Raw genomic sequence first — 17,014 nt, forward strand, 5'->3', positions numbered from 1 at the left:
CGAAGAGAGGGTGCCGCTGGGATCCGGCGGGATAGGAAAAAGTGTACAGTGACCGTCATGGGTAGTATCCAAAAGTAGGGTTGTGGACCTTCCCGCCCCCTCGGGATCCCCCTCTCCAGGGCCACAACCAGGTCCAAAACCAGCCCCAGACCAGACCCAGGACCACCAGCTCCACGCCCCTGTCCCCATCCCCGTCCCCTCCGACGGCCCACCGGCCGCTTCCGCCATGGCCCGCACCACCCAGTCCCGTCCGACCGCTTCCGAGACCCCCCTGCAGCCCAAGACCCGCCAGAGCCGGCGGCGCAGCACGGCGGAACGCAGCGATGTGCTGGTTTCGGCCGTGATCAGCACCTACCTGCTCACCCACCTGCACCATGTGCTGCAGCGGGCCGAGTTCGGTGCCCAGCAGGAGGGGCGCCAGTCCTTGGCCGCCAACTACGCCCAGCTGCGCAAGGTGCTCTGCCTCGATGCCCGCAGCATGGAGGACGCCTCCGCCAGCGGGGCCGAGGAGGACACCAGTCCGCGCGCCGCCTGATCCACCGCGCATCGTCCCTCACGAACCACCCTCAAGGGGCTGCGCCCACGGCCCCTAGCCCATAAGGTCAGGGAAGAATTCCGGCCAGGATGACCAGCAACGCCACCGATAACGCCACTGACAACGCTGCAGACAACGCTGCCGAGCTCTACGGACGCATCAGCAACGACGTGGAGCTCACCCAGTCACTGTTCCGCCAGGCCCTTCAGGACCCCAGCGGCGCTTTGCGCAGGATCGTCGCCCTCGGCGAGCAGGAGGGCCTGCCGGTCAGCCCGGAGGAGGTGAAGGCCCATCTGGCCGGCCTCGATGACGGCGCCACCAAGCAATGGCTGATCAAGGCCAGGGGCGGACTCTGAGGCCGGGGACCGTAGGCCCTCCTGTGGGGGCCGGCGGGGTTGTTCGCGACGCTGGGATCCCCCGCCCTGGGCCCAGCTGAAGAACAGCCAGTAGCTCGTCAGCGCCAGGCCCGCCGCCACCACCAGGGCGGCGATCTGCTCGAGGCGCTTGATCATCCTGACGACGCGACCGGACCCGTTGGACAGTCTGCAGGACGCCCCGGCAGGGGATGATGCGCACACCGCGACCGCCTTCCGCTCCGTGCTGCGCCTCGAACGCATCGGCAAGATCTATCCCACCGGTGAGGTGCTCAGGGACATCACCTGGGAGGTGAAGGCGGGGGACCGGATCGGCCTGGTGGGGGTCAACGGGGCCGGCAAATCCACCCAGATGCGCATCATCGCCGGCCTGGAGGAGCCGACCAGCGGCCAGGTGGTGCGGCAGGGGGATCCCCGCATCGCCTACCTGCAGCAGGAGTTCGACGTCGACCCCGCCCGCAGCGTGCGCCAGGAACTGTTCCAGGCCTTCGGGGAGGCGGCCCAGGTGCTCAACCGCCAGCGGCAGGTGGAGGACGCGATGGCCAGCGAGGAGGCCGCCGCCGACCCGGCCCTGCTGGACCGGCTGATCGACGAACTCGGCCAGCTGCAGAGCCGTTTCGAGGCTCTGCACGGCTACGAGCTCGATGCCCGCATCGACAAGCTGCTTCCCAGCATCGGCTTCACGCCGGAGTCGGCCGAGCGGGCGGTGGGCGACTACTCGGGGGGCTGGCAGATGCGCATCGCCCTGGGCAAGATCCTGCTGCAGGAGCCGGATCTGCTGCTTCTCGACGAACCGACCAACCACCTCGACGTCGAAACGATCCAGTGGCTGGAGACCTACCTGGTGGAGCAGACGGTTCCCCTGGTGGTGATCAGCCACGACCGGGCCTTCCTCGACCGGGTCTGCAACCAGATCGTCGAGACCGAACGCGGCGTCTCCCGCACCTACCTGGGCAACTACAGCCAGCACCTCGAGCAGAAGGCCCTGGAGCGGGAGGCCGGCCAGGCGGCCTACGAGCGCCAGCAGAAGGAACTGAGCAGCCAGCAGGCCTACATCGACCGCTTCCGGGCCAGTGCCACCCGCAGCACCCAGGCCAAGAGCCGCGAGAAGCTGCTGGAGAAGGTGGAGCGGATCGAGGCCCCGCTGGAGTCGGTGAGCGGGCCGCGCTTCGCCTTCCCCCCCGCCCCGCGCTCCGGCCGGTTGGTGGCCTCGATCGAGAACCTCACCCACGGCTACGACGACCAGATCCTGTTCCTGGGGGCGAATCTGGAGGTGGAGCGGGGCGACCGGATCGCCTTCGTCGGCCCGAACGGCGCCGGCAAGTCCACCCTGCTGCGGCTGGTGATGGGCTACGAGATTCCCCTCGAGGGCCAGGCCGGCCTGGGGGAACACCATGTGGTGGCCGGTTATTTCGAGCAGAACCAGGCCGAAGCCCTGGATCTGGCCAAGACGGTGATCGACACCCTTTTCGAGGCCGTTCCGGACTGGACCCAGACCCAGGTGCGCTCCCTGCTGGGCAGCTTCGGCTTCAGCAACGACACGGTGTTCAAGCCGGTGGCCAAGCTGAGCGGCGGCGAGAAGGCCCGGCTGGCCCTGGCCCTGATGCTGCTCACCCCCTGCAACCTGCTGGTGCTCGACGAGCCCACCAACCACCTCGACATTCCCGCCAAGCAGATGCTCGAAGAGGCGTTGATGGCCTACGAGGGCGCCGCCCTGCTGGTCTCCCACGACCGCTTTTTCATCGGCCGGGTGGCCAACCGGATCGTCGAGGTGCGTGACGGCGAACTGGTGCTCTACCGCGGTGACTACGCCTACTACCAGGAGAAGAAACGGGAGGAGGCCGAAGAGAGCGAGCGGCTGGAGCAGGAGCGTCGCCTCACCGCCAGACGGGAGGAACAGCGGCAGAAGCAGAAGGCCAAAGCCGCCGGCAAGGCAGGCGGGACGTCCGGGGGGAAGGCGGAGGGGAAGGCCGGCCGCTGACGCGGCGCCGTCATCGGCGCGGCGCAAAATACAACTTCACGGTTGCCTAGGCAGGAAGACTCATTTCTCTGGTGTGGGCGTTTCTGTGTGCATAGGCTGACAGGGTCACCCATCCAGGAGCAGCGATGACCATCCAGAACGTCGTCACCGACGGTTGGACTGTGGAGCGCGAGGAGCCCTCCAACAGCAGCGATGCCATGGAGGTGTACTTCGAGTGCATCACCACCTGTTCCCTGGAGGACGGTGAGTGCGTCACCCGCTGCGTGGAAGAGCTGCGCGAGCGCCACTGACGCAGCGGGCCCGCCGAGGTCAGGGCCGCCAAGGGGCGGGGCCGGGATGGGCGGTGTCCTTAGCGCCCTGCCTGGCCCTGCGCCAGAGGGTCCGGGCCAAAAGCAGGGGTTGAGCGGATTTCCTGACCAGGGCATAGGCCCTGTAACAGCCGCTACGTGACATCTTGAAACAGTTCGTAGCTTTGGGCCGGTCAGAAACGCCCCATCGCACAGCCCACCATGTCCGAACCCCTCGCCCTCAGCCTCGGTCAGAAATTTGAGCTGGAGCGCATGACCCGGGCCATCGACGCCACGGGCGATCCCCAGGTGCTGCGGGGTCTGGCCAAACAGTTGCTGCAGGCCTGGCAGAGCCAGAAGGCGGCCACCCAGTGGGTCATGCGCCAGCAGCTGGGAGCTCCCGCCCGATTCGGCGCCGAGCTCACCATGGACGCCGGCCTGCTCGACGCCCTTCGCCCCGACAGCGGCAAGGGGGGCATGGATGTCCTCTGAGAGCCGAGCTCGGGCCTCTTGCTGAGGGCGAGCTCGGGCCTCCTCCTCATCCCTGACGCAGCAGGGCCATGTCGCCAGGGATGAGCCGCAGGTTGACCGTTGCCCCCTGACGGTTCACCGTCAGATTGAGGGTTCCCCCCACCCCCGCCCGCTCGACGGCGTTGATCACCTGGGAGGGGTCCCTCACCACGGCTCCCTGGGCCGCGACGATCACATCACCGGTCCTGAGGCCGCCCCGATCCGCCGGTCCGTTGGGCTGCACCGAAACCACGACCGCACCCTGGGAAACGCCGGAGCTGCTTTCTGCCCGGACCTCATCCAGCCCCACGCCGATCATGGGGTGGGTGGCCCGGCCGGTGGCCACCAGTTGATTGACGATGCCGCGGGCGCGGTTGATCGGGATGGCGAAGCCCAGTCCGGCCCCCGGTCCCGAGCGGACCAGGGTGTTGATTCCCACCACCTCGCCATCGGCGTTCAGCAGCGGTCCCCCCGAGTTGCCCGGGTTGATGGCGGCGTCGGTCTGGATCAGATCCAGCCGTTTGTCGGTGATGCCGAGCTTGCTGGCGTTGCGGTTGAGGCTGCTGATGATCCCCAGGGTGACGGTGTTGTCGAGGCCGAAGGGATTCCCCACCGCAATCGCCCAGTCGCCCACCTGAAGGGCATCGGAGTTGCCCAGGGGGGCCACGGGCCAGGGGCCTGCCCCCACCAGCCGCACCACCGCCAGGTCGGTGAGCTTGTCGAGACCCACGACCCGCCCCTCGTAGCGCCGGCCGTTCTCAAGACCCACGGTCACCCGGTCGATCTGATCCACCACGTGGGCGTTGGTGAGCACAAGCCCGTCGGACTGCAAGATCACCCCGCTGCCCTGGCCCCGTTCGGTGCGCCGTGAGGGGGCCCCCTGCTGGGGAATGCCGAAGAACTGACGGAACAGGGGATCATTCAGCAGACCCCGAGGCAGACCGCCGGTGGCGGCCGACTGCACGGTGCGTTCGGTGTCGATGGTGACCACGGCCGGGCCCGCCCGACGGATCGCCGCCGCCACGAAGGATTGCCGCCCGAGAACGGCCGCGGCCGGCTGGGCCAGACCGGGGGACGTGAGGGTCGGGCTGACGAGGGCCGTGGCGGCCGTGACCGTGGCGGTGGCCGCCGCCGTGACCGTGGCCAGCCCGGCGGCGGCCGCGGCAAGAACGCGGGAGGAACGCATCGTGAAGAAGCTCAGGTGGAAAAACCGTAGGCAAGTCCCCGGGAACGAGAAAGGGGAGGCAAACCGGCCTCACGGGCTATGATTTGTAAAGTTTTTTATCGGGTCATGGACACAAGCCGCCTGCTGCTGGCCTTTCTCGCCTTCGGAGCCGCCTGCACCTCCCTCTGGGCCTGGATGCTGGCCACCACCACCGCTCCGTCGGACGGGTGATGATGGGGGCGAGTCCGCGGACTGCGGGGTTCCCATCGCGCCATGACCTCCCTCCTCTCGCAGATCTTCCCGATCGTCTACGGGGCCTGTTTCATCGTTCTGCTGTGGCAGGCGTTCCGGGTCATGGGGCAGGGGTTCCGCGCCATTCCCCGTCCCGGCGATGCGGGAGCCGCCGCCACGGAGCAGGGCGGCCCCGCCGGTGATCGCACCGGCCGCCTCACCATCCACCCGGAGTTGCTGGATGCCGATGGTCAGCTCACCCAGGAGGACCTGCTCACGGTGCGTTTCAGCGGCGACAACGAGCAGCCCGCTTTCCCCACCGATCCCAACTGAGCGCAGCCGGCCGGCCGCTGAATAGGCTCCCTGAGGTGAATGCGCCAACCGGCGGAGATCGATGGTGGATCAGAGAACGCGAATCGTGGCGGCTGTGCTCGGGGCACTGAAGCTGCCGCCACGGTTTCGACTCAAGATGGTGAAGGACGACCCCATCCGGCTCGAGCTCAGCCTGACGCCGTCCTACGGCAAGGATCCGATCCTGGTCGGCATCGTCGAATCCCAGGACCTGGTAGCCCGGCGCGACCGGGAGGGACGCATCCCCCGTGACCTCCAGGGGACCTGGGACTGGACCGTGCGCCACGGCAAGGTCACCACGGGCGGCTGGAACCCCTACCTGAAGGAGGCCCTCCAGACCATGTTCGAGACCGGCCTGCCGGCCATCGTCTACGAAGAAACCACCGGAGAGGCCTACCACCCGGTGGATGGCATTCGCCACGTGCGCTGAACCCGCCCCTGCCCATCGACGGCCGCCTCGCGGCGATCACCGCGGCCCTCGGGCCCGGGGCCACCCTCCTGCTCCAGGCCGAACCCGGCGCCGGCAAGACCACCCGGGTTCCCCTCGCCCTGCTGGAGAGCCTCGGCCCGGAGGGCCGCCTGCTGCTGCTGGAGCCGCGGCGGCTGGCGGCCCGGAATGCCGCCCAGCGCCTCGCCGCCAGCCTCGATGAAAGCGTCGGCGGGCGTGTGGGCTACAGCGTGCGACTGGAGTCGCGCACCTCGGCGGCCACCCGGCTGGAAGTGGTCACCGCAGGGCTGTTTCTGCGCCGGCTCCAGGCCGATCCCGCCCTGGACGGGGTGGCCTGTGTGATCTTCGACGAATTCCATGAGCGCCAGGCCGAGGCGGATCTGGCTCTGGCCCTGGTGCGTCAGGCCCGCAGCCTGCTGCGTCCCGAGCTGCGCCTGCTGGTGATGTCCGCCACCCTCGATCTGGCGCCCCTGGCCGCCGAGCTGGATGGGGCCAGCGTGATCAGCTGCGAGGGCCGCAGCCATCCGGTGGCGGTGACCTACCAGCCGCCGCGGCCGGACGAGCGGCTGGAGCGCCAGGTGCTGCGGGCCCTCGAAGGCCACTGGCTGGCCGAACCCGAGCCGCGGGGCACCGCGCTGGTGTTCCTGCCTGGCCTGGGGGAGCTGGAGACGGCACGGCGGGCCATTGAGGCCGCCTCCTGGGGCGAGCAGCTGGAGGTGGCTCTGCTGCACGGCCAGCTGCCGCTGGCGGCCCAGGGCCAGGCGATTGCGGCCCCCCGGGGGGGGATGGGGAAGGTGGTGCTGGCCACGTCGGTGGCGGAGAGCTCGCTCACGATCGCGGCGGTGACCCTGGTCATCGACAGCGGTCTGAGCCGACGCAGCCGCTTCGACCCGGCCACGGGCATGGATGGGCTGGTCACCCAGCCCGCCAGCCAGGCCAGTGCCGAGCAGCGACGTGGCCGGGCCGGCCGGCTGGGGCCGGGGCGGTGTGTGCGGCTCTGGTCCCCGGCGGAGCAGCAGCGGCGGCCGGCCTTCGATCCACCGGAGCTGCTTGAGGTGGATCCCCTGCCGATCGCCCTGCAGCTGGCGGAATGGGGCGCCGCGGAGGACAACAGCCTGCCCTGGCTCACCGCGCCCCCCCGCCGGCCCCTCGAAGAGGCCCGCGATCTGCTGCGGCAGCTCGGGGCCGTCGATGGCCATGGCCGCATCACCCCGCACGGGCGGGCCATGGCCCGACTCGGGCTGCATCCGCGCCTGGCCCACATGCTGCTGCGGGCCCGAGACAGGGGCTGGGAGTCCCTCGCCACGGCGGTGGCCGTGCTGCTGAGCGAGCGCGATCCCCTCGATCGCCGCGAGGCCGGCAGTGATCTGATGCGGCGCCTCGACTGGCTGCGGCGCCGCCCGGGGGCGGAGGGGAGCGGGCGCTCGGCGGGCCGGGGCCCATGGACGACCCTGCAGTCCCAGCTGCTGCGCCAGCTGCGGCAGGGGCGTTCGGTGGCGGTCCCTGTGGCGGCCACCGCGGCGATCGCCTCCGGCGGTGGCTCCCATGGCGATGCCGGGGGTGGGTCGGGCGATGGCCGTGCCGCCCAGCTGCTGGCCTGGGCCTACCCGGAGCGGCTGGCCCTGGGCAGGGGCCGGGGCGATGGGCGCTTCCTGATGCGCAGCGGCCGCGGCGCCGTGCTGCCCCCGGGGGATCCCCTCGCCGCGGCCGAAGCGCTGGCGATCGCCAGTGTCGACGGCCAGGGCCAGGAGGCCCGGGTGCGGCTGGCGGTGGCCCTCTCCCGCAGCGGCCTGGAGGAGCTGGTGGGGGAGGAGATCGAGGAGGAGCACGAAGCCCGCTGGGATGGCACCGACCAGCGGGTGCGCTGCGAGCGGCTGCGGCGCAGCGGTGCCCTGGTGCTGGAGCGCCGCCCCTGGCCGGACGCCAGCGGTGAGCTGGTGGAGCGGGCCCTGCTGGAGGGCCTCGAACGCTCGGGCCTGGAGGTGCTCCCCTGGTGCCGCGCCAGCCGCCAGCTGCAGCAGCGCCTGATGCTGGCCCACCGGCACCTGGGGGCTCCCTGGCCCGACCGATCGCCGGAACGGCTCGGGCAGGACCTGGGGGCCTGGCTGGGGCCCCACCTCGGCGGCCTGCGCAGCCTCCAGGATCTGCAGCAACTGGACCTGGCGGAGATCCTCTGGGGGGAACTGGACTGGTCCCTTCGCCGGGAGCTGGATCGGCTGCTGCCCCTCAGCCAGCCGGTGCCCTCCGGCCGCCGGGTGCCGCTGGACTACGGGAGTGGCACGCCTGTGCTGGCCGTGAAGCTGCAGGAGATGTTCGGCTGTCTCGAGGGGCCGACGGTGCTGGACGGCCGGCTGGCGGTGCGGGTGGAGCTGCTGTCACCGGCGGGACGCCCGGCGGCGGTCACCAGCGACCTGGCCGGCTTCTGGAGCCAGGGCTACGCCGAGGTGCGCCGCGAGCTGCGCGGCCGCTACCCCCGCCACCCCTGGCCCGAGGATCCCCGCCAGGGCGTCGCCAGCGCCCGCACCACGGCGGGCCTGGCGCGGGAAGCGCGCGGGGAGAGTCGCTGAGCGCTCCCTCCCTAGGGCAGACCGTCGAGCAGATGGCCGAAGCCGAAGTGGCGCAGTCCCTCCAGGATGCCCATGCAGCCATGGGCGCGGGCGCGGTAGGTGCGGGTCAGCCCCGGCAGGGCCCGCACCAGGCCGGGCTCGGCATTACCCACCATGACGCTCTGCAGGCCGGTCTCGAACATGGCCAGATCGTTGAGGGAATCCCCCGCTGTGACCACCCGGGCTGGGTCCAGCTCCAGCCACTCCAGCAGGCCCAGCAGGGTGCTGCCCTTGTTGACGCCGGCCGGCAGCACGTCGAGGTACTTGTCACCGGACACCAGGCAATCCACCCCATGGGCCTCGATGGCCGCCAGCCGACCGGTGTCGAGCCGGAGGGGGTCGATGCCGTAGGCCAGGCGCCGGTCGGTGCTGAGGGGCTCGGCTGACAGACCCGGCACCAGCGCCAGCAGGGGCAGCACCTTCTCCGCCCGGCCCCGCCAGAGGGCCTCGATCGGCTCCAGGGCCAGCGGCAGGGGGGTGAGGCTGGCACCGCAGGCCACGGTGCAGCCCACATCGCCGATCACCAGGTGGGGGGGATGGAGTCCCAGGGCGGCCTCCGTAGCCAGCAGCCGGGCGACGGAGCGCATGTCCCGGCCGGTGCTGAACACCTGCAGCACCCGGTGGCGCTGGGAGGCCAGCCAGCGGTAGATGCGGCGGCGGGTCGGCACGGTCCCCTCCAGCAAGGTGCCGTCGAGGTCGGTGACCAGCATCAGTTCGCTCTGCCTGGGCAGGGGCGCGGCGAGATGGCCCTGAAGGCGGGCCCGGGGTGCCCGCCGGCGGTCCGCCATCCCGGGCCCCCAGACGGTGCCGGGGCCGGTTTCGCGGCCGGGCCTGGCATCCGCGCCCGAGGCCTGTCCCGGCAGAGGCCTCACTGCCATGGCCAGGCCCAGCTGTCAACCGTGCAACCCACACCCGACTTTGTAGCCCCTGCCACTGTCAAGTCCGCTCCATGTTTCGTTACAGTCAGTGTTCAACCGAGGGTTCCTTCCATGTCTGACGCTTCCCAGCCCCGCTTCGGCTTCGTCAACTTCGCCGAAACCTGGAACGGCCGCCTGGCCATGATGGGCTTCGTGATCGGCCTGGCGACCGAAATTCTCACCGGCCAAGGCATTCTGGCCCAGGTCGGCCTCGGCTGAAGCCTGGCCGTCGTCCCCGGCACCAGAGCCCTTGAAGCCCGTTCCAGACCCAGGCCGCCGGCCCTGCCGGCGGCTTTTTCATGGGCCCGACGGCTGTCCCTGGCGGTCCTAGGTTGAACTTCTCACCAGGCAGCGCCCCCTGATGGCCCCTTCCGCCACCGCTCCCCGCTTCTATGTGGGCAACCGTCGCGACGGCGCCAGGTTGCTCAGCAGCGCCCTGGTGATCGCCGGCGCGGGGCTGGTCCGAATCGACCATCCGCTGGGCCGGGCCGTGGCCCTGGTGGCCGGCCTGCTGAGTCTCTACTGGTGGATCTGCTATCGCCAGCTCAAGCAGTGAATCCATGCTCACGGTCCCTGGCAGCAGTGCGTCCCCCCGCCAGCACGACGGCATCCCCCGCTACACGGTCGCCGAGCTCAATCAGGCCATCGGTGCCCTGCTGGAGCGGGGCTTTGCCCCCCGCTTCCTGCTGGAGGCGACCGTGGGGCGCCCCCAGCAGAAAAAGGGCCATCTCTGGCTGACCCTCCTTGATGGCCAGGCCAGCATCCAGGGGGTGATCTGGTCGTCCCAGATGCAGAAACTCGGCTTCGTGCCCCAGGAGGGGGATGGGGTGGTGGTGGTCGGCAAGCTCAACTTCTGGGCGGCGCGGGCCAGCCTCACGGTGCAGGTGCTGGATGTGCGCCCCAGCCTCACCACCGTCCTGCGCCAGTTCGAGCAGGTGCGCAGCCGGCTGGAGCCGGAGGGGCTCTTCGACCCGGAGCGAAAGCGACCGCTGCCCCGCTGGCCCAGGCGCATCGCTTTGCTCACCAGCGTGCCCAGCGCCGCCCTGGCCGACATGCTGCGCACCGCCCGGGAACGCTGGCCCGCCACCGACCTGCTGGTGGTGCCGATCCCCGTGCAGGGGAACGTGGAAGCCCAGATCGTGGGCGCGATCGAGAGCCTGGGCGCCCAGGCCGACCACCTCGGTATCGAAGCCATCGTGCTGGCCCGCGGCGGCGGCAGCCGGGAGGATCTGGCCGTCTTCGACGGGGAATCCCTGGCCCGCTGCCTGGCGGCCTGTCGCCGGCCCGTCATCTGCGGCATCGGCCATGAGGATGACGTGACCATCGCCGATCTGGTGGCCGACTACCGGGCGGCCACGCCCACGGCGGCCCTGGTGGCACTGCTGCCGGACCGCAGCCAGGTGATCCGGGCCCTTGAGCAGGAGCGCGGCCATCTGCAACGGACACTGGCCCTGCGCATCGCCTCGGCCCGCCAATGGCTGAGCGCACGGCAGGACCAGCTGCAGCGGCTCCACCCCGCCCGTCTGCTGAGCCAGCGGCGCCAGTGGCTGGACCAGCGGCGGCAACTACTGCAGGCGCTCTCGCCGCGGCACCTGCTGGCCAGGGGGTTCAGCCTGCTCCGGGATGGCGAAGGTCGCCTGCTGCGCTCGGTGAGCCAGCTGCGGCCAGGCACAGGCATCACCGCCGAGCTGGCGGATGGTCGGGTCGCCCTGGAGGTGCAGGCCATCGAGCCGGACGGGCCAGGTCCCTGACCCCAGGCCCGGGGCAGCGCCCCAGGTTCCTTTGCTTCCATCCACCAGTCGTTCCGCCTGGCTCCCTCCCGTTTCCGTCCTTGCTTGCACCCATGGTCAAACCCTCCCCTCGAGCCAGCGCCTCCGCCAAAGCCGCCAACGACCTCTCTGGCCAGGACGCCGATGGCGATCGGGCCGGTCACAGCGAAGGACCTGAGGCGGACGGGGGACGTGATGGGGACGACGTGGCCCAGGAGCTGAGCTTCCGAGAAGCCCAGACGGCGCTCGAGCTCTGTCTGGCCCAGCTGCAGGACCAGGATCTTGATGTGGAGGCAATGGCCGGTCTCTACCGCCGGGCCCTGGCCTATGCCGACCGCTGCGAGGCGGTGCTGGCCCGGGTGGAACAGCAGGTGATGCAATGGGATCCCGGCCAGCCGGACCTGGCCCCCACGCCCTACACCCCATGAGTGACGACGCCACGACCACCCGGAGCGGCCCCGGCGGCCTCAGCTGGATCGCCTGGGCCTACCTGCTGCTGGCCGTCGCCGGTGGGGTGCTTCCCTGGCTGGCCAATCTGGAGTTCATCCGCAGCACAGGCTCGGCCTTCGATCTGGGACTGTTCATCCGCGAGGCCAACGCCAATCCAGCCGCCCGCTCCCTTTCCAGCGATCTGGCGATCGGGGCAACGGCCGTCACGATCTGGATGGTGCGCGAGAGCCGCCGCCTCGGCATGCGGGGACTGGCCTGGGTCCTGCTGAGCTGCGTGACGATCGCCTTCGCTTTCGGGGCGCCCCTGTTCCTGCATCTGCGTGAACGTCGGCTGCTCGAGCTGGCCCGCCTCAGCCCTGCTGCGCCGGAGTCGGCGGGTTAGGGCTCAGGCCCCATCACCGCTGCGGCCGCTCGGGTCCCCGCTGGACGTGGCCTCCACATCAACAGCGTCGACATTGATGGTCACGTCACGGGGATCGATCTCGTCAGGGGATCGGGTTCCCCAGAAAATCGAACCGGACGGTTCCCCCGGCGCCGATCGAGGGACATCGCCGACTGTGAAGGGACTGCCGCAGGCCGGGCAGACGTCGATGCCCAGGCTGGCGAAGCCACAGCTGGGACAGGTGCGCAGGCGGCGCCGTAGCAGCTGCCAGCCGATCAGGGCGACCCCTCCCGCCAGCAGGGGCAGGAGCAGCAGGGTCAGGGTGAGTCCGCCGATGACGTCAAGCAACAGGCGGCCGGCGGAGGTTGGGATCAACAGCAGGGCCGCCGCCACGCCGATCCACAGCCAGGGGATGCGCCGTTCCATCAGCGCTGGAAGCGCGGATCATTCTCGATCCATCGCTCCAGGGCCGCCAGGCCCTCGAGGCCAGCCCAGCCCAGCAGCAGGGCCGCCACCAGCCAGGCCGCCAGCAGGCCCAGGCCCACCAGCAGCGGAATCAACGCCAGAGTCGTGAGACCGATCAGCACGACCGCGCCCACCGCCATGGAGACCAGCGCCAGGCTGGCCGGCAGAGGGGGAATCCGGAGGGCAGGCTTGGCCAAGGGTCCATCCAATTAGATCAGTCCATCCTGACCCGAAACGGGCCGATCCTCAGCGGGGCAGAGGTGTCGATGGCCCCCCAGCGGCCCCGCCGGATAGCACCACACTGAAGCACTGGCCGAAGTAGAGCACGGCACCCACCAGCCAGACCCAGAGCGTGAGCAGCAGCACGCCCCCCACCACCCCGTAGGCCTGGAAGCGGAACCCGAGGGCAAGCAGACTCCTGCCCAGCAGCAGGTTGGAGAGGGTGAGGCTGCCGCTTACCAGCAGGGCGCCGGGGATCAGCGGGCGGAAGGGGATCCGGCGCGACGGCAGCATCCAGAGGAACAGCAGGGTGGCGCCGAACCCAATCAGCAGGGAGACAAGCAGATCCAGCCCGAAGGACAGGGAGCTCACCCAAAGTAGGGGGCCGGGCAGGAAGGCCTGGAGCTGGTCATGGAAGCCCCTGGAGCCGAACAGCCGCACCGTGCTGAAGAGCTGGTCGACAACGATCAGCAGGCCGACAAACAGCAGCAACGCCAGGGCCTTCAGCCGCAGGGCCAGGAACCGGCGCACGTGCTCCTGCCAGCGCAGGTGGTCGAACCCGAAGGGGCGATTCCACCACAGACGATCGGCACCGCGCTGGAGCGTGAGATAGATGTTGCTGGCGCTGAGGGCCAGAAGCACCAGGCCGAGGATGCCGGCGCCGAATCCCTGGTTGGTGAACCGCCGCAGGGTGGCCTCGAAGCCCGGCAGGGCGGACGCGGGCAGCACCTGGCCGACGAGCACGATCAGCCGATCGAAGCGCTCCACGTCGCGGCCAAGCAGCCGGGAAGCCACCGACAGCGCGATCAGCAGGGCCGGAAAGAACGACTGCAAGGTGTGGTAAGCGAAAGCGGCGCTTAGGTCAACGCAGTCCGCCCGCAACCACAACAGATAGGCCTTCCAGAACGGACGAAGGCGACGACGCCACTTCACGACAGACCGATCATGCAGGGTGAGAGTTACAGCATTCCCGCATCCTGGCCTGCCCGCTGCCGCCGGCCCAGACACCGGAGCCCACCCGCGTGCTGGCCAACAGAAAAGCCACCCTCATCGGGTGGCCTCTCCTCATCGCCCCTTCTCAGGAGCTGAAGTTTTACCTGGCATCGAGCTATTTTCGCAGGGGGCTACCCCCCAACTATCGTCGCCGCTGCTGCGTTTCACAACCGAGTTCGAGATGGATCGGTGTGGTTCCACAGCGCCATGGACACCAGGATAGAGTCCCCACTCTCACCACAAACGTGATAAAGAAAGGGGGTGAACCCTGAAAACTGCATAGGTTAGAAACAACACACTTGGTGCTATCTCCTCTGGAAAAGTCGTCATTCCTCCGTCCCTTTCAGAACGGCAGGCTTAGAACCAGGTGTTGGTCAAGCCCTCGGTCTATTAGTACTCCTCCGCTTCACCGGTTACCCGGCTTCCACGTAGAGCCTATCAACGGGTGTTCTTCCCGTGACCTTACTGGCTAACGCCATGGGAATACTCATCTTGAGGTGGGCTTCCCACTTAGATGCTTTCAGCGGTTATCCTCTCCGCACATGGCTACCCAGCGTTTACCGTTGGCACGATAACTGGCACACCAGAGGTGCGTTCCTCCCGGTCCTCTCGTACTAGGGAGAAATCCTCTCAATATTCCTGCGCATGCACCGGATATGGACCGAACTGTCTCACGACGTTCTGAACCCAGCTCGCGTACCGCTTTAATGGGCGAACAGCCCAACCCTTGGGACCGACTTCAGCCCCAGGTTGCGATGAGCCGACATCGAGGTGCCAAACCTCCCCGTCGATGTGAACTCTTGGGGGAGATCAGCCTGTTATCCCTAGAGTAACTTTTATCCGTTGAGCGACGGCCCTTCCACACAGAACCGTCGGATCACTAAGGCCGACTTTCGTCCCTGTTCGACTTGTAGGTCTCACAGTCAAGCTCCCTTCTGCCTTTACACTCGTCGGCTGATTTCCAACCAGCCTGAGGGAACCTTTGCGCGCCTCCGTTACCTTTTAGGAGGCGACCGCCCCAGTCAAACTGCCCACCTGATACTGTCCGGTCCCCGGATGACGGGTGACCGTTAGAACCCTAGCTCTGAAAGAGTGGTATCTCACCGTTGGCTCACCATCACCCACAAGCAATGGATCAAAGCCTCCCACCTATCCTGCGCATTCAGAGCCCGGGCACAATACCAAGCTACAGTAAAGCTTCATAGGGTCTTTCTGTCCGGGTGCACGTAGTCCGCATCTTCACAGACAATTCTATTTCGCCGAGCCTCTCTCCGAGACAGCGCCCAGATCGTTACGCCTTTCGTGCGGGTCGGAACTTACCCGACAAGGAATTTCGCTACCTTAGGACCGTTATAGTTACGGCCGCCGTTCACCGGGGCTTCAGTCGCCAGCTTCGCTTACGCTGACCAGCTTCCTTAACCTTCCGGCACTGGGCAGGCGTCAGCCCCCATACATCGTCTTGCGACTTAGCGGAGACCTGTGTTTTTGGTAAACAGTCGCCTGGGCCTCTTCACTGCGACCACCTTGCGGTGGCACCCCTTCTCCCGAAGTTACGGGGCCATTTTGCCGAGTTCCTTAGAGAGAGTTACCTCGCGCCCCTCGGTATTCTCTACCACCCCACCTGTGTCGGTTTCGGGTACAGGCCGTCATGCCTTAACGGGTATAGGGCTTTTCTTGGAAGCTTGACATCACCCACTTCGCTGCCGTAGCAGCTCGTACTCACGCCTCAGCTCAAAGTGTTTTCTCCACTTCTCAACGCCTCGAACGCTTGAACCAGTAACCAACGTCTGGCTGGGCTAGCCTTCTCCGTCCCCCTTCCCAAAACATGACAGGTACAGGAATGTTGACCTGTTGTCCATCGACTACGCCTTTCGGCCTCGCCTTAGGTCCTGACTAACCCTCCGCGGACGAGCCTGCCGGAGGAACCCTTAGGGTTTCGGGGCATGGGATTCTCACCCATGTTTTCGCTACTCAAGCCGACATTCTCACTTCCATGCAGTCCACGCCCGCTTACGCTAACGCTTCACCCCACATGGAACGCTCCCCTACCATTTAACAAGTTAAATCCGCAGCTTCGGTAGACTACTTAGCCCCGTTCATTTTCGGCGCAGGATCGCTCGACCAGTGAGCTATTACGCACTCCTTTGAGGATGGCTGCTTCTAGGCAAACCTCCTGGTTGTCTGGGCAATCCCACCTCCTTTATCACTGAGTAGTCATTTGGGGACCTTAGCTGGCGGTCTGGGCTGTTTCCCTTTCGACCATGGAGCTTATCCCCCACAGTCTGACTGCCTAGTTTCACACAGGGTATTCAGAGTTCGTCTCGATTTGGTACCGCTCTCGCAGCCCGCACCGAAACGGTGGCTTTACCCCCCTGCTATAGCACTAGACGCTACGCCTCAACGTATTTCGGGGAGAACCAGCTAGCTCCGGGTTCGATTGGCATTTCACCCCTAACCACAGCTCATCCGCTGATTTTTCAACATCAGTCGGTTCGGACCTCCACTTGGTATCACCCAAGCTTCATCCTGGCCATGGTTAGATCACCCGGGTTCGGGTCTATAAACACTGACCAACGCCCTATTCAGACTCGCTTTCGCTATGGCTCCACCATTTCCGGTTTAACCTGCCAGTGCCTATAAGTCGCCGGCTCATTCTTCAACAGGCACACGGTCATCCTATGAGTAGGACTCCCATTGCTTGTAAGCTCACGGTTTCATGTTCTATTTCACTCCCCTCCCGGGGTTCTTTTCACCTTTCCCTCGCGGTACTGTTTCGCTATCGGTCACACAGGAGTACTTAGCCTTACGAGGTGGTCCTCGCGGATTCACACGGAATTTCACGTGCTCCGTGCTACTCGGGATACAGCTAGGCCAGTTTCGCTTTCGCGTACGGGGCTTTCACCCTCTATGGCGCGCCTTTCAAACGCTTCCACTAACGTCCCTGGTCCACGTTGCTGTCCCACAACCCCGATGGTCGAAACCATCGGTTTAGGCTCTTCCCCGTTCGCTCGCCGCTACTTAGGGAGTCGTTTTTACTTTCCTTTCCTCCAGCTACTAAGATGTTTCAGTTCGCTGGGTTGGCTCGCGCCACCCTATGGATTCAGGTGGCCGTTCTAGGGGTTGCCCCATTCGGAGATTCCCGGATCAAAGCGTGTTTCCAGCTCCCCGAGACTTTTCGCAGGTAACCACGTCCTTCATCGCCTCTGTGTGCCAAGGTATCCACCGTGAGCCCTTTGTAGCTTGACCAATTAACACTCCCAACGTTCAGGGTTGTTGAGACCCATTCTTCTGCTTTCACCTGCTTACGCTTTTCATGGAACAATCCACCGCT

General features: G+C 67.2%; 18 protein-coding genes and 2 rRNA genes. 13 read left to right on the top strand and 7 right to left on the bottom strand.

Annotated features, from left to right (window positions below):
* Window positions 1-226 precede the first annotated feature (226 nt).
* The 5 genes from CYAGR_RS07425 to CYAGR_RS07440 all read left to right on the top strand — a co-directional run bounded on the left by CYAGR_RS07425 (window position 227) and on the right by CYAGR_RS07440 (window position 3,669).
* The gene (locus CYAGR_RS07425) at window positions 227-535 is read left to right on the top strand and encodes a hypothetical protein (RefSeq protein ID WP_015109185.1); all 309 of its coding nucleotides are present in this window, start codon (window positions 227-229) and stop codon (window positions 533-535) included.
* A gap of 89 nt (window positions 536-624) precedes the next feature.
* A complete protein-coding gene (locus CYAGR_RS07430) occupies window positions 625-891 on the top strand; it encodes a hypothetical protein (RefSeq protein ID WP_015109186.1) in 267 nt (88 codons plus the stop codon).
* A gap of 241 nt (window positions 892-1,132) precedes the next feature.
* A complete protein-coding gene (locus CYAGR_RS07435; RefSeq protein ID WP_051017216.1) occupies window positions 1,133-2,890 on the top strand; it encodes an ABC-F family ATP-binding cassette domain-containing protein in 1,758 nt (585 codons plus the stop codon).
* A gap of 125 nt (window positions 2,891-3,015) precedes the next feature.
* Window positions 3,016-3,180 carry a hypothetical protein gene (locus tag CYAGR_RS18255; protein ID WP_015109188.1) on the top strand — a complete coding sequence of 55 codons (165 nt, stop codon included), beginning with the start codon at window positions 3,016-3,018 and terminating at the stop codon, window positions 3,178-3,180.
* A gap of 219 nt (window positions 3,181-3,399) precedes the next feature.
* Entirely contained in the window at window positions 3,400-3,669 is a 270-nt protein-coding gene (locus tag CYAGR_RS07440) for a hypothetical protein (protein ID WP_015109189.1), read from the top strand.
* 46 nt (window positions 3,670-3,715) lie between these two features.
* Here the strand turns inward: CYAGR_RS07440 and CYAGR_RS07445 are convergent, their stop codons facing one another.
* A complete protein-coding gene (locus CYAGR_RS07445) occupies window positions 3,716-4,873 on the bottom strand; it encodes a trypsin-like peptidase domain-containing protein (RefSeq protein WP_015109190.1) in 1,158 nt (385 codons plus the stop codon).
* A 252-nt stretch (window positions 4,874-5,125) separates the two neighbouring features.
* On the opposite strand from CYAGR_RS07445, the gene CYAGR_RS07450 reads away from it, so the two are divergent.
* The 3 genes from CYAGR_RS07450 (at window position 5,126) to hrpB (ending at window position 8,449) form a co-directional block, all read left to right on the top strand.
* The gene (locus CYAGR_RS07450; protein ID WP_015109192.1) at window positions 5,126-5,416 is read left to right on the top strand and encodes a DUF2973 domain-containing protein; all 291 of its coding nucleotides are present in this window, start codon (window positions 5,126-5,128) and stop codon (window positions 5,414-5,416) included.
* A 64-nt stretch (window positions 5,417-5,480) separates the two neighbouring features.
* Window positions 5,481-5,864 carry a hypothetical protein gene (locus CYAGR_RS07455; RefSeq protein ID WP_043326803.1) on the top strand — a complete coding sequence of 128 codons (384 nt, stop codon included), beginning with the start codon at window positions 5,481-5,483 and terminating at the stop codon, window positions 5,862-5,864.
* Window positions 5,861-8,449: an ATP-dependent helicase HrpB gene (gene hrpB / locus CYAGR_RS07460; RefSeq protein ID WP_015109194.1), complete on the top strand. Its 2,589-nt coding sequence runs from the start codon at window positions 5,861-5,863 to the stop codon at window positions 8,447-8,449. Before CYAGR_RS07455 ends, hrpB begins: the two co-directional genes overlap by 4 nt.
* 11 nt (window positions 8,450-8,460) lie before the next feature.
* On the opposite strand, the gene CYAGR_RS07465 is transcribed toward hrpB, so the two are convergent.
* Window positions 8,461-9,366, bottom strand: coding sequence for an HAD family hydrolase (locus tag CYAGR_RS07465; RefSeq protein ID WP_245552629.1), 906 nt, complete (start codon window positions 9,364-9,366; stop codon window positions 8,461-8,463).
* 111 nt (window positions 9,367-9,477) lie between these two features.
* Here CYAGR_RS07465 and CYAGR_RS07470 point away from each other — a divergent pair, with 111 nt between their 5' ends.
* From CYAGR_RS07470 to CYAGR_RS07490, 5 genes are all read left to right on the top strand, one after another.
* Window positions 9,478-9,624, top strand: a complete 147-nt coding sequence (locus tag CYAGR_RS07470) for a chlorophyll a/b-binding protein (protein ID WP_015109196.1) — start codon at window positions 9,478-9,480, stop codon at window positions 9,622-9,624.
* A gap of 142 nt (window positions 9,625-9,766) precedes the next feature.
* Window positions 9,767-9,961 (top strand): hypothetical protein, encoded by a 195-nt coding sequence (locus tag CYAGR_RS07475; RefSeq protein WP_015109197.1) that lies wholly within the window; start codon window positions 9,767-9,769, stop codon window positions 9,959-9,961.
* Window positions 9,962-9,965: 4 nt separating this feature from the next.
* The gene (gene xseA, locus CYAGR_RS07480; RefSeq protein WP_015109198.1) at window positions 9,966-11,156 is read left to right on the top strand and encodes an exodeoxyribonuclease VII large subunit; all 1,191 of its coding nucleotides are present in this window, start codon (window positions 9,966-9,968) and stop codon (window positions 11,154-11,156) included.
* A gap of 92 nt (window positions 11,157-11,248) precedes the next feature.
* A complete protein-coding gene (xseB, locus tag CYAGR_RS16445) occupies window positions 11,249-11,602 on the top strand; it encodes an exodeoxyribonuclease VII small subunit (protein ID WP_015109199.1) in 354 nt (117 codons plus the stop codon).
* Window positions 11,599-12,006 carry a DUF2834 domain-containing protein gene (locus CYAGR_RS07490; protein WP_015109200.1) on the top strand — a complete coding sequence of 136 codons (408 nt, stop codon included), beginning with the start codon at window positions 11,599-11,601 and terminating at the stop codon, window positions 12,004-12,006. The genes xseB and CYAGR_RS07490 overlap by 4 nt, the downstream gene beginning before the upstream one ends.
* A gap of 3 nt (window positions 12,007-12,009) precedes the next feature.
* Here the strand turns inward: CYAGR_RS07490 and CYAGR_RS16450 are convergent, their stop codons facing one another.
* The 5 genes from CYAGR_RS16450 to CYAGR_RS07515 all read right to left on the bottom strand — a co-directional run bounded on the left by CYAGR_RS16450 (window position 12,010) and on the right by CYAGR_RS07515 (window position 16,929).
* Window positions 12,010-12,432, bottom strand: a complete 423-nt coding sequence (locus CYAGR_RS16450; protein ID WP_015109201.1) for a Zn-ribbon RNA-binding protein — start codon at window positions 12,430-12,432, stop codon at window positions 12,010-12,012.
* The gene (locus CYAGR_RS07500) at window positions 12,432-12,668 is read right to left on the bottom strand and encodes a hypothetical protein (RefSeq protein ID WP_015109202.1); all 237 of its coding nucleotides are present in this window, start codon (window positions 12,666-12,668) and stop codon (window positions 12,432-12,434) included. The genes CYAGR_RS16450 and CYAGR_RS07500 overlap by 1 nt, the downstream gene beginning before the upstream one ends.
* Window positions 12,669-12,717: 49 nt before the next feature.
* Entirely contained in the window at window positions 12,718-13,524 is an 807-nt protein-coding gene (locus tag CYAGR_RS07505; protein WP_245552630.1) for a YhjD/YihY/BrkB family envelope integrity protein, read from the bottom strand.
* A 261-nt stretch (window positions 13,525-13,785) separates the two neighbouring features.
* Window positions 13,786-13,902, bottom strand: a 5S ribosomal RNA gene (gene rrf, locus CYAGR_RS07510).
* 151 nt (window positions 13,903-14,053) lie between these two features.
* Window positions 14,054-16,929, bottom strand: a 23S ribosomal RNA gene (locus CYAGR_RS07515).
* Window positions 16,930-17,014 lie beyond the last annotated feature (85 nt).

It is taken from the genome of Cyanobium gracile PCC 6307 (genome assembly GCF_000316515.1).
In the GTDB taxonomy this organism is placed as follows: Bacteria; Cyanobacteriota; Cyanobacteriia; order PCC-6307; family Cyanobiaceae; genus Cyanobium; species Cyanobium gracile.